This is a genomic window from Segatella paludivivens DSM 17968 = JCM 13650, from assembly GCF_000373185.1.
GTDB lineage: Bacteria > Bacteroidota > Bacteroidia > Bacteroidales > Bacteroidaceae > Prevotella > Prevotella paludivivens.
In genome coordinates this window covers 152114-177247 of sequence record NZ_KB890626.1, presented here as the reverse complement: position 1 = coordinate 177247, position 25134 = coordinate 152114, and the positions used below count along the sequence as shown (strand labels likewise).

Sequence of the window (25134 nt, the reverse complement as noted above, 5' to 3'; positions counted from 1 at the left end):
ATTTCAATGCATTTAAGATATAGTATTCTGTATATTTTTTCATTATGCTTTCAAAAAACTTGCAGCAATCATTTGCAATATGAAATATTTCAGTAACTTTGTTCTTGGTAGTCGTTGTGAATTTTATTTGTTATCTAGTCTTGTTAAATACTATGATGTTATAATTTCATACACTGATCACCAACTTTTAAGTATTTATAATTAGCAGAACGAAAGTTGATATTTTATGAAAACAATGCCAGCATTATTCATAGGTCATGGCAGTCCAATGATTGCTATTGAAGACAATAATATCACTCGTGAGATGAGTGAAATCGGGAATCAGATTATTCGTGACTATGGTCAGCCTAAAGCTATATTGGTTATTTCGGCTCATTGGTATAAGAATCGTACGCTTATTCAGAAGACAGAAAATCCTCAGCAGATATTTGATATGTATGGATTTCCTAAGGCTCTATACGATGTGAAATATAAACCAAAAGGATGCACTGAACTCAGTGATGCGATTCTGGCGATGAAGGAATTAGGAGCAGAAGTTGATAATACTTGGGGTATTGACCATGGTACTTGGACTCCTTTTGTGCACATGTTTCCTGATGCAAATATTCCTGTCGTTCAGCTATCAGTGAATGGAGTGCTTAGCCCTGAGCAATGCTATGAAATAGGTAGACACCTAGCTCCACTTAGAAAGCAAGGTTATCTAATCGTAGGAAGTGGCAATGTGGTGCATAATCTTCGTCTAGTCAACTGGGACAGTGATCATGGTAGTCCTGAGGCTATAGCATTCAATAACTACATCACTGAAGCTGTAGAACGTCGTGAAGACGAAACGGTTATCAATTATTCTTCTCACAAGGATGCACGTTATTCTGTACCTACATCCGACCATTTCCTGCCATTGCTATATGTGCTTGGTGCAAGTGATGGAAAGAAGGTAACCACATTTAATAATCAGTGCGAACTAGACTCAATGGCAATGACAAGTTATCTTATAGAGGAGTAATATCAAAAGGCGTCTTTGGTGCTTATCATTCATTTTGTGAGCTTGTTTTTGTGGCCCATAATATGATTGCTGGGGTGGGGAATCTAGGCTTCAATAGCATTAATCGTACATAGGTTTTGCAAAAAGATAAGCGTCGAAATGTCTATTGGTTGACTATCAGTACGTTAGATTATCTATTTGCAAAAAATATGTGTCGGGCAAATGTCAATTCGAATTTCCATTTCTATATAGAAACGCAAACTTTACATCGTAGAAACGTAAACTTTATATCGTAGAAACGGAAACGTTTCCACGTGCAAAAACATACGTTTCTATGTAGAAACGCAAATCTGAAACCTTTTTTAATGTCTTTTTACTACGTAAGACGATAAAACAGAATGGAAAAAAATAAAAAAGCTGTTTTCTATATGACAAAAAAGTTTGTTGACCAACGAATTTTCGAGTCTTTTACAATATACCTTGAGATGTTTTTTGTCTAAAATAATAAAGAAATAATTAACACCGCAGTGACACTTTGTTTTTGTAAACATGAGTCCTACTATACTGATACTCAATACATAGACACTTCGACACTAGTATTTTGCAAAAACCTATAGCGTGCGCGTGCGCTATTATTTATCATAAAGAGAAACATTACTCATATAACTTTGGCTAACATGCAATAATGAATATCGTTGCGTGCGTGAAAAACTTAGAGTAACTTTGCATAATATTCAGCTGCACTCGACAAACCATTCAAGCAAGCTCGATGATTTTGTTCTCATTTGCAGAATCTTTGTAGAATATTCAGCTGCACTCGGCAAACCATTCAAGCAAGCTTGATGATTTTGTTCTCATTTGCAGAATCTTTGCATAAAATTCAGCTGCACTCGGCAAAACATTCAAGCTTGATGTTTTTGTTCTTGTTTGCAGAAGCGTTCTTTGACATTGATAAGCATTCATAAATACAAAGGGACTTTCAATTATGATAATCATAGTGTATTCTGATTATAAAGTGGCCATATAAATTCAGAATAAGCAGTCATCAGAAAAGCACTCTTACGAGATAGTAATCAAAATAAGCCGTTTTATGGTCTGCATGATCATAAAATGAAAAAATAGTACTATATTTGCATCATTAATATAAAGTTGAACTTGTATGTTGTAAAACCACAATAGTGGATACGCTGAGCAAGTTAGTGATAAAATGAAAAATTGATAGACATATACTTGATATTATATCAACATTAATTTTAATAATAAATGAAGTTAGATAAAGCAACAATAAATGATTTTGAGTCAATCATCAGATTTTATGATGATGTGATTCTGCGTACTCCGCAGATGGAGACTTATGCATGTTGGAAGAAAGGGCAACATCCAACAGAAGAGGGCATAAAGGCTTATATTGAAGAAGGAAGTATGTATCTGTATAAAGAGAATGATACTATTGTTGGCGCTATGGCAGTAACAATGTATCAAGGTGAAGATTACCAGGCTATAGAGTGGGCTAAGCACGTAGAAGATAATGAAGCATCTGTGATACATATTCTTGCAGTTAATCCTGATTATCAAGGTACAGGTGTTGGTGCTGAAATGATTCGTGAGGCGATTAATCTGTCTGTCGACTCAGGCATGAAATCAATTCGTTTAGATGCACTTGCATCAAACACTCCTGCTCATAAGATTTACAAGCGCATAGGGTTTGAGTATCGTGGCAAACAACATCTGTTTGCTGAAAATACAGGTTGGACAGACTTCTTATTCTTTGAACTAAAACAAAATAATTAAAATGAACATATTGATTTTATCAGGAAGCCCAAGAAAACACGGGAATACAGACTTAATGGTTGAGGCTTTCGTCAAAGGAATATCAGAACATCACAACGTAGAAGTTGTATCAGTGCATGATAATAAGGTTGCTCCTTGCATAGGCTGTAATGCCTGTTTCAAGAGTGAGAATAATACGTGTGTACAGAAGGATGATATGATTGGTATTTATGAGAAAATGAAACAAGCAGATATGCTTGTTATTGCTTCACCTGTATATTTCTATGGACTGAGTGCACAAGTGAAAGCTGTAATTGATCGTTGCCACAATCCAATTCGTGATACCTTCAACATCAAGAAGACAGCCCTTCTGCTAGTAGGTGCATCAACCCTTCCTGAGTTATTCGACAGCATAATCACTCAGTATAAACTTTGCATTAATTTCTTCCATTTAGATGATGCTGGTTGCGTTGTTGCAAGAGGTGTTAAAGACAAAGGCAACATCAAGAATACTAAGTCCTTGAAAGAGGCTTATGAATTAGGAAGATTTGTATGAAAGTGCAAAGAAAGCATAGTTCCAATGAGAAAATAGATTTATGCTTCTTTTCTAATGTTATTTGTCTGTAATATGAACGGCTGTATATAACATTCATAAAGGCATAATAAAACAACATCAGCGTGATTTGATGAAAGACCATGTTTTTGAAATTTATGGTTTGCCACTACTTCGCCATAAACGCCTAGTGGCTGTGAGAAAGATGGGGTGAATTCAATAATATGTTCTTTTTAGAACTAGATTGTTTAAAGTATTATAATCATCCTTTGACATATATGATAATTTGATATAGTAAGTTGTAACATTGCATCTAACCAATGATTTATTACGGTCATAATTTACAACTTGATTTTTAGATTGATATTCTATTTTTAAGACTCTAAACAAAAAAAATATAAGTATGGTATACTTTTTCACATGTTTATATGTTTGATTGCAAAAAAATACTTATATTTGCAATTTAAATATGACTTAACGAAAGTAATATGCCTGAAAGTCTTAAACACACCTGGGGGGACCTTAATAGCTTACGCCAAGGGGAAATTAAGAAATTCATATAATTAGTAAGATTCTGGCAGCAAACTTTCTTGATGTCAAAAGCAATAGAATGCTATTAAAGTTTAAATATTAACAAAAATATTATAACCTTATGGATTTAATGATTTTATTATCTACAACGATGACATTTCTAACGCCATATATTACTACTGCTGGCGAGGAATTTAGCAAACAAATCGGAAAAGATCTTTGGGGATGGTTAAAAGGTAAAATTGGAACGATACTTCCTAATAATCCATCCATCCAAGATCAAGAATATATTATGAAAATTCTCAAAGAAGAACTTGATAATAATTATTCTTTAGCGAAAGAGCTATTACTCAAACTAGATCAATTGCAAAAGTCCTATCCCAGTCTATGTGATCAAACTGTTATGAACAATGCAGATGTTGGCAAGCAAGTGAATCTTAAAGATAATTATGGTACCATCAATTTATAAATATGAGCACAGTTGAAAATCATAATAAAGTTGAAACTCAGGTAAATATTCAAAATAATTATGGCCCTGTTAATAATAGTATAGTTGGCCCGTCTCGTATATCTTCTTATTTTGAGGGATTATGTAATGAAATCGCAAATAATACAACTGAAGAAATTATAGATGACCTTCGTGAATATCATACTGTACTTGATGGCACAAAAGGGCTGGAAGGTAAATTACAAGATGGATGTTTTCCTCAATCAATGATTAATGTTGCCCAAAGGCAAAAAGAAGCGTATGCCAAAAAAGCCACTAAATTTGAGTGTTACCCATCAACTCAGAAAATAAATCTTTTATTATTTGCAAAAATTAAAAACGAGTTTAATACTTATTTATTCCCGATGATACAATGCAATGAACCTATTGATGTAATTATGCAAAAGCTTTATGAGACGATAGTCAAACCTATAATGGATAAGTTAGATGTTGCGGGTTGCCATGATGAGTACCTTAACTATACATCTGATCACATTTATGGTATGATATACTATCTTACAGGTATGTGCCATCTTAATTGGAAAGATTATGATAACGTATAATCCAGCTTTCGATTTATATCATTGCATTTATCGTATGACGCATATAATTGAGCGTTTAGATGATGGTGAATGTTTTGAGATTGATAAGATTCGCATATGGGACTTTTACTTATTATTCCCATCAATGCTATACAACTTGTCGTTGAAACAGACAGAAAAAGAAGTCAAAGAGGCTCGCAAACAGTTAGATATACCTAAAAATAGCCCCTATGATTACAGTGGAGACAATAGAAAACTTTTTGAATGGATAAGACCTTTTCAGATTTCAGCTCTTAACTGCCTTGTATCATGTGGCATTATCAATAAAGATGAGTACTTAAATAATCGTGTTTGCATTGCAAGTCGTCAGGCACTGAATGATTTTGTTGATCAAGCTGGACATTTTTCGCCCTCTGAGAATAATACACTTTCTTTTATGAGTATCTTTTCACGCCACATGTCTTTGTCTGGGATAAATGGTCTTAAAGCAAGAACTAAATTACTAGAGTTTAAATATGATGCAGAATAATCTATTTCTTCGTCGCATGGTTATTTTCACTGAACAAGAGAATGTTGCCTACGATGAGAAGTTTCACCGAGGAGTAAACATCATCCGCGGTAAAAATAGTAGTGGTAAATCCACTATAATTCGCTTTATTTTCTATATCCTTGGTGGATGTTATGGAGACTTCGTCCCAGAAGCTCTTCATTGTAAATTTGTGATGGCAGAGGTGGAGATAAACGGGCAGATACTTACCTTAAAGCGATATTTGGAAAAGACAGAAGATAGTAGTAAAGTGAATAAAAAAACGCCGTTGTATATTTACTATGGCAGTATGGAGGAATGTAAAAATGATAGAAAGCCAGAAAAATGGCAAAAATATGGTTACAATACCACAGCTGACCGTCGCAGTTTTTCCAATGTGTTGTTCGAAATTATGGACTTGCCTGAGTTTAAGGCTGACAGCAATATTACTATGCACCAGATATTGCGACTCATATACCTAGACCAAGAATCTCCTTTATCTTCTTTGTTCTTCTTCGAGATATTTGACAAGGAGATTATTCGAGAAACTGTTGCAGAATTGTTGATGGGACTTTACAATGAAAAATTGAGCAATGCTAAGCTTACCCAGATACAAATCAATAAGAGGATCGAGGAGATAAAACAGTCAATCAAAGTTTCTCGTGAGTTTTTGCCTGATCCTACCCAGTTATCTCCTGCTTTAATTCTGAGCGTTATCTCAGATTTGACAGATGAAATTCAGAGAATTACGAAAGATGTTAGCAATCTCCGTAAGGGAGGCGTGACTAATCTTAAAGATAACTCTCTTGAATATGAGCGCTTGCAAGTGCAAGTGGCAAAATTACGCACTAATTGTGCTCAAATTGATGATAAAATAGCTCTCCTTAAAGCAGATGTTGAGGACTCCAAGTATTTTGTCACAACACTTGAAAAGAAAATATCCGCTCTTGATCGTTCTATTGCTACTCGCGATTATTTTGATAAAATTCATTTAGAGTACTGCCCAGAATGTCTTTCCAAAATTGAGGATAACGTCGAAGAAGGCCATTGCCGTCTATGCAAATCATCAATCGACAATTCCAAGGGTAAATCACAAGCAATGCGTATCAAATTAGAGTTGAAATTCCAAATCAGTGAGTCTCGGTCGCTCTTGAAGATTAACCGCACAACCTTGCAAGAATTGACAATCAAACGTAATATGCTTCAAGGCAAATTAAATGTAGCTCAGAAGCAATATGATATTGCTGTCAGCAATGTTAGAAGCACCTGCGATGAACAAATTGACAAGCTTATTCAGAACAAGGGTTATAAAGAGGGTGAGATTCTACAATACCAGACTATGCTAGAGCAAGCAGAACAGTACGATAGACTTGTCAAAGAATTTAAAGAGCTAAAGTTAAAGAAGGACAAGTTAGATCATTGTGTTCAGGTAGCGGAATTTAAAATTAAGAAGCAACGTTCTCTGATTGAAAATGCTATTACAGAGAATGGGGTTTATCTACTAAAGAATGATAAGGATCGTCAGGCTGAATTTCACAATGCTACAAGTTTTAAAATGGACTTTGGGCAGAATGTGGCATATATGACAGATCAGCATGTTAAGTTATCTGCATCATCTAGTTTCTATTTGAAGATGACAGCTCGCTTTGCGTTGTTTCTAGCATCAGTACAGACAGATACGATGAAGTATCCTCGTCTAATCTTTTCTGACAATATGGAAGACAAAGGTATGGAAGAAGATCGCTCTCGCAACTTTCAGAGCATATTGATTAAGCGTTTAGCTGATATTGGTAATCCTGATTATCAGGTTATTTTTGCAACATCAAGCATTGCAAAGGAGTTAGATAATCCGGAATATACTATAGGTGAAAACTATACTGAAGAAAATAAGAGCCTGAAGATATAATATCAATATAAAGTTTCTTGCTTAGTAGGAACTTTTGTATTTTGACTTGCACTTTCAATAATTATTAGTACTTTTGCAACATAGTATTATTATAACAACTAAAATTAATGTTAACACTGTATGTTATATTTTGATGAGTCTGGATACACAGGTCCTGATTTAACTAACTTAGAGCAGCCATATTTTACATTAGCATCTATAAGGCTTACAGATGTTGAGGCTGCTGTGATGAAGAAAGAAATTAGATATGAAGAATGGGGAAAAGAGTTCCATTTCTTAGGTATGTATAAAAATCCCCAAGGAAGACATATGCTAAATCGGGTTTTTAATTATCCCTTTATGGACATTCATCACGTGATGCCTTCATATGCTTATAAACGTTATTGTATTTATGCTAATATTGTAAACATGTTGGTAGAGACTCGCTACTATCATAATGGCATTAATCTCTACCAAGGTGCCAAGAATTTGATTTTAGCTAATGGTCTTTATTACTTTGCCGAATTGCATCCAAACAAAGAATTAATAGCTGAGTTTGAAAGTCATTTCGTAAAAATGGTAAGAGAACCATCTGATGAATCAATTGAAAATTTTTATAGGACTACTGATAAGTTAAGATATAATAAAGAAACAATGGACGGCTTTTTTGACATGTTATCGGAGTTACCACCTACTATAATATATATCAAAGAGGCTTTATCTGATCAGAAATTCTATATAGATTTGACGGTACCATTGTTTTCATTTTCTATACAGGAATGGTATAAAAAAACGGGAGTCAAGGATGATGTATTGTTTGATTCTTCAGAGCCATTCTTTGCTAACAAGGATTTTTTGGAGAGCCTTAGAGATATGAGGGTACCAGAAACAGCAGTGGGATATGGTGTGGGAAACGGAAAACATGTATATCCTCTGCCTATTGGTAAGATGGAGCTAGCCAAGTCTCATAATGAATTTGGAATACAGCTTGCTGACATATACGCTAGTGCGTTAAATTTTGCACTTACTCCACGTGCTGATAAATATGTTAAATATCAAAACGAACTTAAAAAACTTCCAATTTTCCAAAACATACTAAATTTAGCACCATCAACAAATGAATATATACAGCAGAGAATGAAGGAAACGGCAGATATTGATCCGCTTGATTTCCTTTGTGATCATGAGGATGATATTAACCATAAAATGTAATATGTCTATATGGGCGCCAAAGTGTTAAAATTTTTATCAATTATTCTATTTGTTGTTATATTCGTTTTCCTTTGTGGATTATGCGAAGTACTTTTAACTCATGGGTACGATTATGTTTCCCCAGGTGAAGAAGGTGCGACAATTGACATGCAAAGCACAAGTCAGATTGGAGGCTATGTTGGTGGCGTTGTTGGAACTTTGCTATCATTTGTTTCTATCATCTTGCTACTTGCTACTTTGTTGGATCAACAAAAGTCCAATAAAATTCAGAGTTTTGAGGCAATTCTGAATTCGATGATATCAAGATATATGAGTATAGTCGAAGGTACCTCTTATGAGGGTAAAACCGCTAAAGAGGCATTATCATTATTATTGGATCATTACGAGATGATATATGACAGAACCGAGAATTGCTTTAAAGAGTATCAATCTAGTTTAGGCAATAACGATAAAATAAAGGAGTTAATACTTCACCACCCGAAGGTTGTACATGAACTAGCTTTCGGATATTTAATGTATGGATATGATAATTTTTATTTTAGTATAAAGAGGGGCTCAATACTAAATGAGATCAGCTTAAAGATTCATACTCTATTGCAAAAAGAAGTGCCACATGATGAACTTCGATTGTTTAAGATGGATAGAAATAATATACTGGGACATTATTTTAGATGTTTGTTTAGTATAGTGAAATATATTTCATCACAGAAAATTTTAAACGAAAAAGAAAAATATCAGTATGTAAAACAACTGAGATCATTACTTTCTGATAAAGAGCAAATCTTGCTCTATTATGATTCCCTTTCAGATTGGGGTATTCCATGGCTGGAAGGTCTTGGAGCATTTAAATTTAGCAAGATGTGTTATATGGCGAGATTCCGCATGATCAAGAATATTCCATATTATTATGAGTATAAAGGAATAATCCCTACTACATTTTTCAAGAATGAAATTAAAGCTTTCAATAAAAAAAAGATCAAATTCTTTGAATTTAATCTTTGAAAATTTGAATAATAAGGAAGATATTAATTATGAAACAACACTAAATAATTGAACGTTTATAAGCACAATGATAATGTTATGTGTTTATTTTAGTTCTATGATTCTATTTAAACTTCAGATTAGAAAATTATAGCATTAATTTCGTATTGGTTCTTTTCAATTTGTATTGAGCTATGAAAGAAAATAATAACGTATGTATATAAAAACTGGAAAATGTATATGGTGTGGGATGGGGACTCCTGAAGTAACATTTGATAATCAACCTCACATTGTACCAAGAAAACTCGGTGGAAGAGAAATCGGATTTGATATCTGTGACGAATGTAATCATGCATTTGGTGCAGCTAAACAAGGAAAGCCTGCTGTTGATCTGGCGTTCAAAGAGGTGTTCCAAGCCTTTATAAAACTTGGCCATAATCTTAATGCAAATACTTATAAAAGTTTCAGTTCTATATTTTTTAGTTATCATCATAGTAAGCACACGATTAAGATACGATCAAATTTCAGAAGTGATTCTGTAACACGACAATTTAAGCGTGGACTTTATGAGGTTTTTCTTCAGAAATACCATAAAGAAACAGGTAATGGTAATCATCCAATGTTTGACGTAGTTCGTAAATTTGCTCGTTATGACATTGGTGATTTGCATGTGTTCTATGCTTTCAATAATATACTGTTGGTACCACAAGAAGATGAGATGCTAAAGATACCAATGGGGAATGATATAACAGAAAAAATGTTGGAAAGTGGCATGTATGAATTTTGGATGGCAGGCCATATCTTCTTTTTAGAAGTATTTCCGATTGCCTTCATGTCAAGGGGATATGCTTATCTCCAAAAAGCTGCAAGCAATTATTTAATAAATGTGAATGGTAACGAAAGAATCTTTGAAATCAATAATATATTGGATGTGGATATCTTTATGCAAAGGTTTAATTCTAAGTAGAAATATAAATTAATTAACCGCATACTATAGGCGGATGTACTTTCATTGTATGAGAAATCCATATACAAATAACCGCAGACGATTTGTATCAAGTGTGACTAATAAAAACACTTGTACAAATATGGCATGGAATTTTTTGTAATAGTCTTAAATGGCACTATGTTCTAATATAGAAATGTACGAAGATGTTACCTAAGACCTTATTCTGAGTTATTTGCCCACCTATGCTCAGGCAACGATTCAATATATACAAGCTAATTTTCACCAGTCGTAAATTTATTTTACACATATAATTAATCTAACTTACGTTCGATTAATCAAATACAGAACATATGGCACAAGCCTCTAAAAAACAAAAAATCATAGCAATATGTATCTGTCTGATCGTCATCGGAATATGCTCTTATGTTTTTTATGACCTTCTTCCTTCTGATAAAGCTCTTATTTTTTCATGGGGGATTGTTGGTGGAACCATACCATTGAGTATTTTAGTCTATGATACGATACATGAGCGGAAAAGAAAACCAAACATTAAATATCAAACTGCTCCAGTACAGATAAAACCTCGCATAACTGTATTTCTTGAACGTAATGAGGTATGTGCAGGTGATAGCCCTCAGTGTGATACTACGCTGAAAGTCGAGGATTTTGACGACTTAATATATCATCTTAAATACCATTATCTACCTGTTGTGTTGGGCGATGTTAGATGGTTTGCGCATTTATACTCTCTCAATGGTCCTGTGATATTCCGCTTAGATATCCCACTTGTTGGTGAATGTAAAGTGTATGATGTGGCTTCCGATAGTTGGCTGACAGATGGAGAAAGTATTTATATGGAATACGATTTCTAGAGAAGGGAAAAATAGGTTATATCTTTACTGTTCAGTATTGATATCATAGAGCATTGATTGCAACCATTCATTCCTATACATGATGAGAGACAGAAGTGGGAGAACGTAGTTACTATTCATCTTGTTGCAAAGATGATGATAGAATATCAAAAGTTATACAAAGCAGACTCCCGACAATTCAATGATGAAATGCCGGGAGGTAGACTTTATATGTTGTGTTTTGTAAGTTAGCGTGCTTTTTATCGAGTTGAAGCAACAGCCATTGCCTCGAAGATGATACCTGCAGCGGTAACGACTGGGTTAAATTCATATCCTTCATAAACATAGTATGTGTGATGATCGCGATAGACTCTGCGTGCTCCACGTGGCATTTCGCTGATGCGATAGCCGATGAATGGATGTGCGTGATGTGCAAACCTTGCACGGGGCGGCTCATGGCGTACCATGTAGCAATCTCTGTCACGTCTACCATAATTATTGATGATCACCACTTTGTCGCCTCTGTGGTGTCTGCCACCGTTATAAACTCTGTCACCATCGTTATGACGATCATAGTCATTATTCATCATTGCAACATTGTCATTATTGTGACGACCATTATTATCATCATGCTTTGAAGAAGCGTTTGCTGTAATAGTGCTTGCTGCAATTAAGATTGCGAGTGTTGCCATCATCTTTTTCATAACTTATTCCTTTCTTTAATGCTCTTTCGAGCGGTTAATATTTCTTTGTTATGATGCAAAGATACTGTGAAAGACAAGCATTTCAAAAGGATAAATCCTAAAGGATGAATCAGTTTTCCCTATTGGTTTGAGGGAAATCCATACGTATTCATCGTTTGATAATTCTTCTTGATGCTATTTCTTTCTTATAAAATAGAGCATCCAAATTTGTATTTTCTGTCAAATAGTATTATCTTTGTGCTTAATATTACACATAGTTTAATTAACACGAAGCACAAAATGACAAGCGATATACAGGAAATAATAGAAACCCTCCGCAAATTTAATGATGATCGTGATTGGGAGCAATTTCATAATGCGAAAGACTTGGCGATAGCTCTTTCTATAGAAGCTGCCGAATTGAGTGAGGCGTATCTCTGGAAAACAGCTAAGGATGCAAAGATAGAGAAGGTGAGGGAAGAACTTGCCGACATATTTAACTACGCCTTCATGATAGCCGATAAATACAATCTTGATGTTAGGGACATTTGCCTTAGCAAGATAGCACGCAATGCAGAGAAATACCCAGTAGAAAAGGCTAAAGGTAATGCCAAGAAATACAACGAACTATAAAACAAGATGGAGTTTAACTCAAGAATCATATACAGCGCACCGCAATCCCAGTTCTTTAAGGATGTAATGCTCAACAAGGTGGTAGGAAAAATGGTGGAATCTTCTGCCAAAATTAACCTTTCACCAGGTAAGCCTGAGCTAAACTCATGGAATAATAATGTTCGACACGTCAAGGATCTTATTGAGCTGTCAGAAGTTAATGATACTTATGTAACTTTTGAATACTTTATTCCTTATAGTCGCAAACGTATTGATTGTGTGCTTTATGGTCAAGATAAGGACAATAAGAAAAATGTTGTTCACATAGAACTAAAGCAATGGAGCAATACAGGCGTTAAAGAAAGTGATACTGAGGGAAACTTCATGACAAGCGACGAAGAGCCAACTTATACTGTGAATGCATTTACAGGTGGTGCTTATCGTATAGTACCTCATCCTTCGCAGCAGGTTAAAGGCTATCAAGGTTATTTGACTAACTTTGTAGAAACAGTTAGTAGCCATGAGGTATCGCTAACTGGTATGGCATATTGCTATAACTATTTCCGTGATTCAACACTCTCAACTCTGCTGTTTGATGATAAATACAAGCCCTTGTTGAATGAATTTCCAACATATGCTGCTGATGATGTAGAGGCATTAGCGAAGGATTTATATCGACTGTTAGGCAACGGACAAGGTTTGTCTGTTTTTAATAAGATGATGTCGAGTCCTATTCGCCCATCGAAGAAGCTGCTTGAAGAGGTTTCTACAATGATTGAAAATGCTGATCCTTCAGCTTTTTCATTGATAGAGGACCAGATTGTTGCGCGAAATATCATTCGTGATAAGATAAAATTGCTTAGTAAAAATAAGAATCAGAAGAGTGTTATCTTGGTGAAAGGAGGTCCTGGTACGGGCAAGACGGTGATAGCATTGCATCTGATTGCCGAAATGGCTAAGTCGAACCTCAATGTACATTATGCTACAAAGTCTAAACCTTTACTCGAAGGTGTGCGTACGCAGCTGAAGCCTAATAGTAGAGTGCTTTTCTCAAATGTAGGGAGCTTTATTCCTTACAGCACTGAAGAGAATAGTATTGATGTTCTTTTTGTTGACGAAGCGCATCGTATTCTGAAAAGCGCAAACACTCAATTTACAAAGGCGGTTGCAAGAACTGACTTGTCGCAGATTGATACGCTAGTTCGTTCAGCAAAAGTATCTGTGTTTTTCATAGACGATCGTCAAGCTATTCGTGGTGTGGAAATTGGTTCTTCTGAACTTATACGTGAATGTGCTGCACGGTGGAATGCAAAGGTTGATGAAGTAGAACTCGTTTCTCAATTCCGTTGTAATGGTTCTGACAATTATTTAAACTGGATTGAGCAAGTTTTGTATAATCAAGAGATTAAATCAGTATTTGATAAGACAGAATATGATTTTCAAGTATTTGATGATCCACAGAAAATGTACGATGCTCTTTGCGTTAAAAATGCCGAACAAGGAGTTACGGCTCGTCTTACAGCTGGATTTTGTTGGCCTTGGACGAATCATCTAGTTGATGGAAAGTTGGTCTCGGATGTGCAAATTGGTGACTTTGCGATGCCTTGGGAAACTCATGAAAAAATAACTTCTATACCTAAGGGGTATGTGCGGTGGTATGAATGGGCTTATAAACCTGAAGGCATTAAACAGGTGGGATGTATCTATACTGCTCAAGGTTTTGAATTTGACTACGTTGGTGTCATTATAGGAGACGATTTCCGTTATAACGAAATAACTAAGCAAATATTCACAGACAAATCGGCATGTCAAGATCGTGTGTTGCGCCAAAATCGACAAGGATCAACGATGACATTTGATGACTATGTACGCAATATTTATCGTGTACTGATGTCAAGAGGTATGAAAGGATGTTATGTTTATTGCTGTGACCCTGCATTGAGTAGACATCTTAAGTCGCTTATAGACGAAATGCCTACATTTGAAATAAAAGCTGCAGAACTACTTCCAGAGCATACTGAAGAGCCAATGATTGCTGCTGAGGAAATTTATGAAGAAAAGGAGTTAATTGTTGCAGAAGTAGAGCCAGAAAAACAATATACAGAATATCTTCCATTATATTCAATTCGAGCCGCTTGTGGTCGCTTTGGTGATGGCGAACCTGTGGAAATACAGGGATGGGTAAAAGCTGAAGGAGTAGGGCGTTTGAATCTAAATATGTATGTCGTGAAGGCTGTAGGTCACTCAATGGAGCCATTTATCCATGATGGTGAATATTGTGTGTTCAGAACTTACACTGGTGGTTCACGTCAGGGAATGGTTGTACTTGCACAGCATCATAGTTTTTATGATTCAGAGAACCAAGGTGCATATTCAATAAAGGAGTATCAAAGTGTGAAGCATTATAATCCTGACGGTACATGGGAGCATGATGAAATTCTTCTTATGCCACGTAATCCTGAATATACACCAATACGAATTAGCGTTGAAGATAGTGATGACTTCCGCATTGTTGGTGAGTTTGTTGCCAAGCTTGAAGAATCATAAAAAGATAAGGAGGCTTGAGAAGTACTAGGGCAATCCTAATAATCCTTATCTTATTTTATTTAAATAATATTTCCCCTGGTAGTCCCAGGGGATTTTTGTATCTTTGCGGTTAGATATAAATTTAATGGTGTGAATAATATAATAAACCAAAATAATACTTTTGAAGCAAACAATGGAAATGCAACGAAGCACCCTAGATGTTTGTACGATTCATCATTGGATGATTTCCTTAATGCTAACGGTGATGAAGTTTTTGGACGCATAGTCAAGGCTTATCATGGTGTAGATCTAACTAATACCAATGAGGCATGGGAACACGAAATTGTTATTCTACAAAACGCTCTTTTGGCTTGGAAAAGCGAGAATGCACACATAGCCTTTGAATATGATATTCCTCGTTTGGGAAAGCGTATTGATGTTGTTCTGATGCTAAGAGGCATAATCTTTTGTTTGGAATTTAAAGTGGGTAAGAATATTGCTTTGCAGGCAGATGTGGAGCAGGTGCTTGATTATGCTTTAGATTTGAAGAACTTTCATTATTATAGTAAAGATAGGGTTATTGTGCCTATTCTAATTCCTACTACTTATAATAAAACTACAGAGGTATTGCAACAATCGGTTTATGATGATAGAATCTATAATCCATTGGTGACAGGTATAGATAGTTTGCCATCTTTGATTGAAAGTGTTATAAGGAATGAAAATGCCTCGCCAGATAAAGTGGATTGGGCAAAAGATTGGTTGATAAGTCCATACAAGCCAACTCCTACAATCGTAGAAGCTGCTCGAACGTTATATGAAAATCACTCTGTAGAAGATATAACGCGCCATGAGGCTGATGATGTTTCAACAGATCAAACCATTGATTATATTTTGAACGTTATCAAAGAAAGTAAAGAAAAGCGAGAAAAAAGCATTTGTTTCGTGACTGGCGTACCTGGAGCAGGAAAAACTCTTGTAGGCTTGGATGTTGCAATCAAACAATCGTATAAGGATGGTGAGAAGGATAGAGAGAATGGTGCTGTATATTTGTCAGGTAATGGTCCTTTAGTTGCTGTGTTGACCGAAGCTCTTGCTATTGACAATAAGAAGAAATGTAACGAAAGGGGTGAGAAAAAGAATTTGTCTGATAGCCGTAGAGAGGTTGGTGAATTCTTGCAGATTATTCACCGCTATCGTGATAATATGCTTGCTAAAATAAAGAATCCTGTTGAAAATGGAAAGTTGGAAATTGATCCTGATAAGGCTATTAAGATGGGTGAAACGGGATATGGTGAGGTAGAACATGTCGCTATTTTTGACGAAGCTCAACGCTCGTGGACTCATAAGCGACTGGCAGATTATTTGAAGCGCGGTGGTACTTATGGAAATAAGCTCAAGGTTCCAAATTTTCCTGTTTCAGAGGCCTCGTTCTTAATATGGTCGTTGGATCAACGTGAAGATTGGGCCGTAATAGTTTGTCTTGTTGGTGGAGGTCAGGAGATTAATACAGGTGAAGCTGGTATTTCTGAATGGATAGAAGCCTTGAATACAGATTATAAGCATTGGAATGTTTATATATCAAATAAGCTAAATGCAATAGAATATGCAGAAGGAAAAGTAAACGAACTTTTGCTAGGAAATAAAAGGGTTACATATTCTGATAGTTTGCATTTGGCTGTGAGTTTGCGCTCGTTCAGAGCAGAAACATTGTCAGCCTTTGTTCATTCCTTGTTGACTTTTAGTAATGATGCCCCTTTGCTATATAAAGATGTTGACCAAAAGGGGGTATCCTGTGTTTTTGACGCGTGATATAAATAAGGCTCGTGCTTGGTTGCGCAAGAATGCAAGAGGTTCTCAACAAACAGGTGTTCTTGTTACAAAAGTTGCCGCTCGGTTTAAACCTCAAGCTGTACATGTTTTGGGACAAGGAGACGAGAATGCTGTTCACTGGTTTTTAGAAGACAAGACAGATATTCGCTCTTCTAATTATCTAGAGGATGCAGCGACAGAGATTCAAGTTCAGGGATTGGAACTTGATTATGCTTGTGTCCTCTGGGATGCAGATATGCGTTATGAGGATAATGGTTGGGGATATTACAAGTTTAATGGTAAGGTAAAGTGGAATCCTGAGAAAAATGAGGAGAGTAAGAAGTATATGTTGAATGCATATCGAGTGTTGCTTACTCGTGCTCGTCAGGGGTTTGTAATTTGTGTACCAGAAGGAAATAGTCGTCTGAATGCAGAAGGATTTCCAGAAGACCAAACTCGCTTACCTGAGTTTTATGATGGTACTTATAACTATTTGAAAAGTTTAGGTATCAATGAGCTATAACACCGAAAATGGAGGTTATGAAAAAGATAGAAGTTGTTGCTGCAGTAATCTGCAGTGGAGATAAGATCTTTGTAACGCAAAGAGGTTATGGTGAGTTTAAAGATTGGTGGGAGTTTCCGGGTGGAAAAATTGAAGTAGGTGAAAGTACTCTGGATGCACTTCATCGAGAGATTCTAGAGGAGTTGAACACGAAAATAAAGATTCGTGATTTCATTCAAACTGTAGAAATTGATTATCCAAACTTCCACCTCATTATGCATTGTTATTTGTGTGAAGTAACCAAAGGCAATCTTACTCTTCTTGAACATGAAGCTGCCCGATGGATAAGTCTATCGGAATGGAATACTATCCAATGGCTCCCTGCCGATGATGCAATCTATGAGCGTGTTAAGGAATTGATAGGATAAGTTTTTTCACCACCCTAACATGCAAAGAAACTGACATCTGATTTAAGGGGGGCTTACAACAATATGTCAAGTAATACAGTTTATTCCTTCTCTATGTTAATCGGCTGACCATCTCTCTCAATGCTCCAAAAAGGAATGTTGTATTCGTCGGTAAACTCTTTCATGCGCCATGCACTCTTAAAACCACTAACAACGAAATGCATTGGTATAAACAATCCAACTTTGAATTGCTCTATGAATTGTCTGGCTCCACGAGTATATCCGTTACCAATACGACCATCTACGGGGAACATAACAACATCGAATGAGTCCGTTATCTTTTTGATGTCTTTCAACTCTCCTAGGAATTGTTTCTCATCTTTTATCGGATCAATAACACCAAATGCTTCACTATCAATAGTGCCTCCATTGTAGTCATCAGTAAGAAAGCGGGCATACCAATTATTTAAATCTCCAGCATGGAAAAAGCGTTTAATTGTAGCTTGATTTTTAGCATCCTTTACGTCAACTATCCATGAAACGCCACTATCATTACTACCTGTGGCATAGACATTTATAATATCGTTACTCCATACAGAACCTTTTGCCATCCATACGTCAGCATCTTCCTTGTCAGCTCTTCGGCGTTTCATAATATCCTTAGAAAGAATGTAGGTGATAGAAAGAGTAGGGTTATCAGTTCTCCACTTCAGAATATCCTTAGTGAAATGGTCTTCGTGGAAATGACTCGCAAATACATAAATGGGCTTATTAGTAGTGGATAGTATTCTTGGAATGACTCCTGCTGGGTCCATCCAGCAATCAAAGATGAGCACACAACTTTCTGTCTCAATTGCAAAACCACTATGATATATATATGTCAGTTTCATTGCTAGATACATCTTAAATCATTTCACAGATTCTATCTTCTCTGATAATCTTGGGCGTAGCTTTGCCAGCCAACACCAGCACTTTCTTGCCATTACGGTATATATGCAGTTGGCGTGAGCGAACAACTGCAGTAAGCTCGTTATCATCCTGCATAGCTATCCAAATATGATGGTAAACGCCATCTTCTTCAAATAGCTTCTTCTGCAAGTGTGAGCACATGTTGGTTGTATCTATTGAAATCATTTATTTTAAGGGCTTAATATTATATGTTAACTTTTAGCTATCATTTGATTATCAACGCTAAAAGACAATTGTAGATTAAACTTTATTTTGCGTTCCTATTACTTGTTTGCTAAGTAGAACTGTACTAGTTCTTTTCATTGGAAACAAAGGTACAAAATAAAATCATATGGTAAGTGATGCGTAAGAGAAAATATACTTTGCTAAGGTAAAAACGTAAAATAATCGTCTGAGAATCAAAAGTTACTAAAGAATACTTGTTTGATTCAAATTAATAGTTTATTTTTGCGATGTTATACTTCAATAAAGTACTATATGTGCTTCCCCAAAAAAATGGAGTAGTTGATGAATGGATAGGTAGGTAGAGAAAACCATAATCGAATATCTGAAAGAATGTACTGAGTTTGGGGTAAAATATTATCTAATTCTTTAACTAATAATTAATTGATAAAACAATGAAATATGATGAATTAACCATCATTGGGCTCCCAAAGAGTTTCAAAATTTACAAGGCTATAGATTATCTATATCCAAATGGAGAGCCTGATAATCCTGAGGATGTTCTATATGACGAATATTTTGTAGAATGTGACGAAGGAGAAGATGCAAGTATTGTGTTTAAGTATAACGAATCGGCAACAGGTGTATATGTAGTTTATAATTCTACAGTAAACGCTATGAACCTATGGCTCTCTCCATGGGCAGTTGAAGCCGACGTTTTGTTGTATGTTGCATTCATTAATGCTATTTTGAAGAAGCATCCTCGTACAAAGTTGTATGATAAATATGATATTATCAAGAATCTGACCGATATTGAACTTAATCGGATGCTGGCAGATAGAAGAAAGTATTTGAAGCGTTTGCTTCAGACCAAAGATGGTTTCACAATGGAGGGGATAAATGATGATTTCATTCTTCAAGTTGCTCATCTTCGAAAAGCCACTTCAATTGATATGCAGGTAACAGAACTGCAACAAGTATTCACAAAAATGCAATGGGAAGAAGATGAAGTATAATTGGATTAGTCTTAATGCAAGAACACGACCTATGATAAAATGGTATAATATTGTTCCACACGATTATATAATTTCCTATTAAAAAAAGAAACGGTCTCAAATTAAATCATCTTCTCATCAATTAACAATTTAACAAACTCACATTTATTTACTTTCCAATGCAGAAGTGCTGGAAGATGTTGCCTAAAACCTCATTTGGAGTGATTTGTCCACCAGTGATTTCAGACAACTGTTCAAGACATATACGCAGGTCTTCGCTAATTAGGTCACCGCTTAAATCAGCTTCCATTGCATCTATTACACGAGTTATGCTTTCGTTGGCATGTGTCAGAGCCTCATAATGGCGGGCACTAGTTACGATTACAGAATTCTCGTTAATCTCTGGTATGTTGGCTGCTGTGTATAGGGCTTGCTCCAACTGTGATATGTTTGTACCCAACTTTGCCGATATTTCCAAATGTTGCAAGGTTGGTGTAGCTGTTGTAAGTTGGTTGATGATATTGTTAGCAGAAGAATCGTTGCTATCAATTTTGTTAATAACAATTATCAGTTTCTTATCAGCGCAACGTTCCTGAATATTCTTTATTTCTTCTAAAGATGGGATAGCGTCTATTAGCCATAAAATTAAGGTGGCTTCGTCTATCTTCTTGAATGTACGTTCTATTCCAAGCTGCTCAACCTTATCTTCTGTCTGACGAATTCCAGCAGTATCGATAAACCGGAATGTGATTCCGTTTATCTCAGTTGTATCTTCGATGACATCACGAGTTGTTCCGTGGATATCACTAACGATAGCTTTGTCTTCGTGAAGAAGTTGATTGAGTAGGGTACTCTTGCCGACATTTGTTTTACCGATAATTGCTACAGGAATTCCTTCTTTCAACGCATTACCAGTTTCAAATGATTTTGCTAATGACGTTATTCGCTCATGAATCTTCTTGGCAAGTTGCATTAGTTCGCTACGATCAGCAAACTCTAACTCCTCATGATCAGAGAAATCAAGCTCAAGTTCCAATAATGATGTTATCTTCAGCAACTGGTCTCTAAGGATAGACAACTCACTACTGAAATGTCCCTTGAGCTGACTGAGCGCCATCTTATGGGACGCACGGTTGGTTGCAGAAACAAGATCAGCAACAGCCTCAGCCTGACTAAGGTCCATCTTACCATTTAGATAGGCACGCTTTGTATATTCGCCAGGTTCTGCCTGACGACAGCCTGCATCAATGAGAGTGTGAACCACCTTATTGAGTATGTAGGCTGAACCATGACAAGATATCTCTGCACTGTCTTCACCAGTATAACTATGAGGAGCACGATATACAGAAACTAGTACATCATCAATAGTTGAACCTTCTTTATCAATGATCTCACCATAGTGTACTGTATTTGGTTTAACCAAAGATATATCCTTGCTGAATATACTATTGGTGATACTAATTGCTTCAGGTCCTGATACTCTTACTATTCCGATTGCACCTCCGGTAGGTGTAGCCAGTGCACAGATATTGTCGTTATTCATTTAAATTCTTTCAAGTACAAGTTTTATTAATCCATCAATGGTATTCTTATAGCCGGTGTTTGCTTGTTTAGCGCGACGGTTGGCTATGACCATACAGCATGTAAGTGCTTTATGTCCCATCAATGCAGAAAGACCAGCAACAGCAGAACTTTCCATTTCGAAGTTTGTGATGTTCAAACCATTGTATTCAAAGCTTTCAACCATCTCATTCTGATCAGGATCTGCTAAAGGAATGCGTAACTCTCTGCCCTGTGGACCGAAGAAGCCACCGCATGCGATCGTTACACCTCTTACCATGTCTGTACCAGCAACACGATCAAGTAGTTCGTTGTCAGCATCAATTACGTAAGGTGCACACAGTAAAGGATTCCAATCCATGTGTTTCTTGAATGCTTCTTCAAGTTTGAGATCGCAAACTTCATTACGTCCTGCATAGAAGTTGAGCAATCCGTCAAATCCAATACTTTTTACACTTGCAATATATGTTCCTGTAGGAGTGTTCTCCTGAAGACCTCCACAAGTACCAATACGTACAAATGTTAGCGTACGATGTTCAGGCTTTTCGTGACGTGTTTTGAAGTCGATGTTTGCCAAGGCGTCCATTTCGTTTAAAACAATGTCTATATTGTCACATCCTATACCTGTGCTTTGTACTGTTATGCGTTTTCCCTTATATGTACCTGTTATAGAGTGAAATTCACGACTTTGAACCTCACATTCCTGCTCTTCAAAGTGTGATGCAACGAGGCTTACGCGTCCAGGATCACCAACTAGGATTACTTTATCAGCAAGCTGTTCTGGTTTAAGGTGCAAGTGAAAGACACTACCGTCTTCATTGAGAATCAGTTCTGATTCTGCAAAATATTTTTTCTCATCCATAGTTAATAAATTATTTGATGTTTTCGTTATTTCTTATTTCTTTTTCAAGTTTTGATATCTCATCACATAGCTGTTCATTAGACTTTTCTGCCTTGATAATCTTATCGTATAATGACTTTTTGGTGTTAACATTTGATATCGCATATTTATCACGCATTAAATCCAATTGATGCGCATCTTGTTCCTGTTCAGAAATCATTTGTATAAGTTTGCTATATTTCTGTCTGTTGCTAGGTGAGAATTCAGAAATACTGTGATATGTTGTGTTGTCGTTTATAACAAAGTTTATATCTCCATTATTTTTTGCTGTAGCATTATTACGGTTAATCATGGCTTTCAGTCTGGCTAAGGCTACATTGCGGTCGCCAAACTTCCATGTCTCTGATATAGAATGTATTGTAGCCATTCTATTTAACTGCTTCTCGTTAAGATTATCACCTGTGAAGTTAAGTCTTTCTTTTGTAGGTACAAAAGTGTAAATACAGACTTTTCCTTCTGGTTGGTTACGGTCTGTAACTAGCCATCCCAATTGGTCGAAGTCGTCTATAGCAAGCAGATAGTCGTTGGCTGTAGAGTTGAAAGGAAGTCCGTAATTTTCAGGAGGAAAGAACGAATTGTTATTGCTGTTATATCTTGTTAGGAAGATATCGTATCCTCCAATACTGTTTTTACCTTTAGCAGCGAAGAATAATGTAACTCCGTCACTTTGTAAAAATGGATATAGCGGCATATCATAATTCTTGTCGATAGAGTTTATGCTCGTTGGAGTCGACCATTTATCGCCAATCTTATCTATTGTGCAGATATTCGTCTGCAATGAATCGCCATCAGCGAAAATGGCTCTGTTGCCAAATCCGTTGATGTAAACAGTATTGTTATTACTTGTTTTCTTATCGAAGAATTTATTTGAGTATTCTAATCTGCCAGATTCTTTGTTTAGTGGAATGTGGCTTAAAAAATCGTTTTTACTTACTACGGTGCTGTCAATAAACATAATCTTGGCTGTAGCAGGCATCAACTGTTTCATCAAATCAAGATTTATTACTTTCTTATCAGATGTGATGCTTATGGCAGCTTTAGCCTTGACAACACGCTTTGCTGTTTGCGCATTTACAGTTAATGTGGCTAGCATTGACGCTGCTAAAAGATATTTTGCTTTACTTTGCATTTTGTTTATTCCTTTATAATATAAGAGAAGTCTTTATCCTTCACACTTACAAAATTACAAAATAAATTTCAAAACGCCATAATAATTGTATAAATTGTTGTTTGAATTGTCTATTCCTACAAATGATGTTATACCTCAAGTGTTACAGTGAAAGTACTACCGCTGCCTATTTGACTATCAACGGTGAGAGTGCCTCCATGTGCTTCTACGAAATCTTTTGAGATAGAAAGTCCAAGTCCACTTCCTTGTACCTTTGTACCCGGAACGCGAAAATAATGATCGAATATACTTTGGTGATATCTCGGATCAATACCTTTTCCAAAGTCACTTACATATATTTGTACGTGGGAGTTGTCTTGTTGCAGCGCACCTATTATTACGCGTGCATTTTCTTGAGAGTAGCGTATTGCGTTCGACAATAGATTCGTCACTACCCATGCTATTTTCTCGCTGTCAACAAACAATTTTGATATGTTATTATCTTTGGGGTATTCAACTTCTATAGAGATATTGAATTTCTCTGCTTGAACTCTATTTGCTTTTATAGCATAATCGATTAATTCAATAGGTCGTGTTATGCGTGGTTTCAGTTGCAATTTACCAGACTCAACTTGAGTCATGTTTAGCAGTTCGCTGGTGATGCTAAGCAATCTTTCACTATTCTGTTTGATATCATCAGTTAGCTCAGCCTGTTCGTTGTTTAGTATTCCAATGCGTGAGTCCTCAAGTAATTTTAGACTCATCATAATGGCAGCGATAGGAGTCTTTAGTTCATGTGATATAGTAGAAATAAAAGTGGTCTTTGCAGAATCACGTTCCTTAAATTCGGTCACGTTCTTAAGCATAATCATGTGACTCCTTTCATCTTTTTCGTTATGGCCTTTTTTATTTACTATTGTGATATACTTAACTTGGAAATAACTTTCTTTTTCATCAGAATAAATCTTGAGAGGTATTTCGTTTGTCTGCTTATTCAGAGATGTGGAATTGTCAATATTACTTTCCTTTTTATCTAAGTCTCTTATTAATTGTCTGAGTAAGTCATTACTTATAGACAGTTGATTTGCTGAATGTCCAATAGCATCATCCCGTGAAATATTAAGTATAGAAAGTGCAGCGTCATTAATGAAAATGATATTTTTGTTATTGTCTAGGGTTATTATTGGTTCTGTAATGCTATTGACGAGTGTTTCCATATATTTTTTAGCAGCAATAAGCTGAGAAATAGAACTTGCGTGATATGCTGCAAGCCTTTCTGCCATAATGTTGAAATTGCGAGAAACATCGTCAAATTCTTTTGTACCATATAATTGTAACCTTCTTTCATAATGCTGAGATGCAATATCTTGAATAGCATTCAATAGTTCTTTTATAGGACGAGCTATAGAAGAGGGGAATGATATCCATATTCCAATACCAGTGAAAATACATATAGCGCCAAGCATGGTTATCCAGAATAGGGCACGCTCCATACCAGGACCTGCTGCCGGACTTTCTGGGTCGGTAGCGGTGAGTATTTGCACATTTATTACAGATACGACGACAAGAGCGAATGTCATCATCACAAGTAATCCTATTACAAGTGTGAGTTTTGTCTTAATATTCAT

General features: G+C 36.0%; 24 protein-coding genes. 17 read left to right on the top strand and 7 right to left on the bottom strand.

The genetic code is table 11. The annotated features are described in order from the left end of the window. The first annotated feature begins 235 nt into the window (after positions 1 to 235). The 11 genes from ygiD to B045_RS0100750 all read left to right on the top strand — a co-directional run bounded on the left by ygiD (position 236) and on the right by B045_RS0100750 (position 11290). On the top strand, positions 236 to 1003 hold the full coding sequence (gene ygiD, locus B045_RS0100805; RefSeq protein ID WP_202900285.1) for a 4,5-DOPA-extradiol-dioxygenase: 768 nt from the start codon (positions 236 to 238) through the stop codon (positions 1001 to 1003). Between the two features lie 1242 nt (positions 1004 to 2245). Next, positions 2246 to 2773: a GNAT family N-acetyltransferase gene (locus tag B045_RS0100795; RefSeq protein ID WP_018462361.1), complete on the top strand. Its 528-nt coding sequence runs from the start codon at positions 2246 to 2248 to the stop codon at positions 2771 to 2773. A 1-nt stretch (position 2774) separates the two neighbouring features. Next, positions 2775 to 3308: a flavodoxin family protein gene (locus tag B045_RS0100790; RefSeq protein ID WP_018462360.1), complete on the top strand. Its 534-nt coding sequence runs from the start codon at positions 2775 to 2777 to the stop codon at positions 3306 to 3308. 649 nt (positions 3309 to 3957) lie between these two features. After that, complete coding sequence (locus B045_RS0100785; RefSeq protein ID WP_018462359.1) at positions 3958 to 4305, top strand: hypothetical protein; 348 nt, start codon at positions 3958 to 3960, stop codon at positions 4303 to 4305. Positions 4306 to 4307: 2 nt separating this feature from the next. Next, positions 4308 to 4886 (top strand): ABC-three component system protein, encoded by a 579-nt coding sequence (locus B045_RS0100780; RefSeq protein WP_018462358.1) that lies wholly within the window; start codon positions 4308 to 4310, stop codon positions 4884 to 4886. Then, on the top strand, positions 4873 to 5394 hold the full coding sequence (locus tag B045_RS0100775) for an ABC-three component system middle component 5 (RefSeq protein WP_018462357.1): 522 nt from the start codon (positions 4873 to 4875) through the stop codon (positions 5392 to 5394). The genes B045_RS0100780 and B045_RS0100775 overlap by 14 nt, the downstream gene beginning before the upstream one ends. After that, positions 5381 to 7297 (top strand): AAA family ATPase, encoded by a 1917-nt coding sequence (locus tag B045_RS0100770; RefSeq protein WP_018462356.1) that lies wholly within the window; start codon positions 5381 to 5383, stop codon positions 7295 to 7297. The genes B045_RS0100775 and B045_RS0100770 overlap by 14 nt, the downstream gene beginning before the upstream one ends. Before the next feature lie 120 nt (positions 7298 to 7417). After that, complete coding sequence (locus B045_RS0100765) at positions 7418 to 8488, top strand: DUF3800 domain-containing protein (protein WP_018462355.1); 1071 nt, start codon at positions 7418 to 7420, stop codon at positions 8486 to 8488. A gap of 9 nt (positions 8489 to 8497) precedes the next feature. Next, a complete protein-coding gene (locus B045_RS0100760; RefSeq protein ID WP_018462354.1) occupies positions 8498 to 9490 on the top strand; it encodes a putative phage abortive infection protein in 993 nt (330 codons plus the stop codon). A gap of 193 nt (positions 9491 to 9683) precedes the next feature. After that, positions 9684 to 10436, top strand: a complete 753-nt coding sequence (locus B045_RS0100755; RefSeq protein WP_018462353.1) for an HNH endonuclease — start codon at positions 9684 to 9686, stop codon at positions 10434 to 10436. 332 nt (positions 10437 to 10768) lie between these two features. Continuing rightward, positions 10769 to 11290 (top strand): hypothetical protein, encoded by a 522-nt coding sequence (locus B045_RS0100750; RefSeq protein ID WP_018462352.1) that lies wholly within the window; start codon positions 10769 to 10771, stop codon positions 11288 to 11290. Positions 11291 to 11529: 239 nt separating this feature from the next. Here B045_RS0100750 and B045_RS0100740 read toward each other — a convergent pair whose 3' ends face one another. Then, complete coding sequence (locus B045_RS0100740; RefSeq protein WP_018462350.1) at positions 11530 to 11973, bottom strand: hypothetical protein; 444 nt, start codon at positions 11971 to 11973, stop codon at positions 11530 to 11532. Between the two features lie 279 nt (positions 11974 to 12252). On the opposite strand from B045_RS0100740, the gene B045_RS0100735 reads away from it, so the two are divergent. The 5 genes from B045_RS0100735 (at position 12253) to B045_RS0100720 (ending at position 17832) form a co-directional block, all read left to right on the top strand. Further along, a complete protein-coding gene (locus B045_RS0100735; protein ID WP_025882953.1) occupies positions 12253 to 12585 on the top strand; it encodes a nucleotide pyrophosphohydrolase in 333 nt (110 codons plus the stop codon). A 6-nt stretch (positions 12586 to 12591) separates the two neighbouring features. Continuing rightward, positions 12592 to 15111 (top strand): DNA/RNA helicase domain-containing protein, encoded by a 2520-nt coding sequence (locus B045_RS14070; protein ID WP_025882951.1) that lies wholly within the window; start codon positions 12592 to 12594, stop codon positions 15109 to 15111. A 129-nt stretch (positions 15112 to 15240) separates the two neighbouring features. Further along, the gene (locus B045_RS15740) at positions 15241 to 16902 is read left to right on the top strand and encodes a DNA/RNA helicase domain-containing protein (RefSeq protein ID WP_052328417.1); all 1662 of its coding nucleotides are present in this window, start codon (positions 15241 to 15243) and stop codon (positions 16900 to 16902) included. Next, positions 16862 to 17425 (top strand): DNA/RNA helicase domain-containing protein, encoded by a 564-nt coding sequence (locus B045_RS15735; RefSeq protein ID WP_202900284.1) that lies wholly within the window; start codon positions 16862 to 16864, stop codon positions 17423 to 17425. Before B045_RS15740 ends, B045_RS15735 begins: the two co-directional genes overlap by 41 nt. A 17-nt stretch (positions 17426 to 17442) precedes the next feature. Then, positions 17443 to 17832 carry a (deoxy)nucleoside triphosphate pyrophosphohydrolase gene (locus tag B045_RS0100720; RefSeq protein ID WP_025882949.1) on the top strand — a complete coding sequence of 130 codons (390 nt, stop codon included), beginning with the start codon at positions 17443 to 17445 and terminating at the stop codon, positions 17830 to 17832. Between the two features lie 80 nt (positions 17833 to 17912). On the opposite strand, the gene B045_RS0100715 is transcribed toward B045_RS0100720, so the two are convergent. Further along, a complete protein-coding gene (locus B045_RS0100715; RefSeq protein ID WP_025882947.1) occupies positions 17913 to 18701 on the bottom strand; it encodes an MBL fold metallo-hydrolase in 789 nt (262 codons plus the stop codon). Between the two features lie 13 nt (positions 18702 to 18714). After that, positions 18715 to 18942: a hypothetical protein gene (locus B045_RS0100710; RefSeq protein ID WP_025882944.1), complete on the bottom strand. Its 228-nt coding sequence runs from the start codon at positions 18940 to 18942 to the stop codon at positions 18715 to 18717. Between the two features lie 455 nt (positions 18943 to 19397). Between B045_RS0100710 and B045_RS0100705 the strand changes: the two genes are divergently transcribed. After that, positions 19398 to 19958, top strand: coding sequence for a hypothetical protein (locus B045_RS0100705; protein WP_018462344.1), 561 nt, complete (start codon positions 19398 to 19400; stop codon positions 19956 to 19958). Positions 19959 to 20106: 148 nt separating this feature from the next. Here the strand turns inward: B045_RS0100705 and mnmE are convergent, their stop codons facing one another. From mnmE to B045_RS0100685, 4 genes are all read right to left on the bottom strand, one after another. Then, a complete protein-coding gene (mnmE, locus tag B045_RS0100700; protein WP_018462343.1) occupies positions 20107 to 21480 on the bottom strand; it encodes a tRNA uridine-5-carboxymethylaminomethyl(34) synthesis GTPase MnmE in 1374 nt (457 codons plus the stop codon). Next, positions 21481 to 22359, bottom strand: a complete 879-nt coding sequence (locus tag B045_RS0100695; protein ID WP_018462342.1) for a nucleoside phosphorylase — start codon at positions 22357 to 22359, stop codon at positions 21481 to 21483. 10 nt (positions 22360 to 22369) lie between these two features. Further along, complete coding sequence (locus tag B045_RS0100690) at positions 22370 to 23527, bottom strand: hypothetical protein (RefSeq protein WP_025882942.1); 1158 nt, start codon at positions 23525 to 23527, stop codon at positions 22370 to 22372. A 128-nt stretch (positions 23528 to 23655) separates the two neighbouring features. After that, a complete protein-coding gene (locus B045_RS0100685; RefSeq protein WP_018462340.1) occupies positions 23656 to 25134 on the bottom strand; it encodes a sensor histidine kinase in 1479 nt (492 codons plus the stop codon).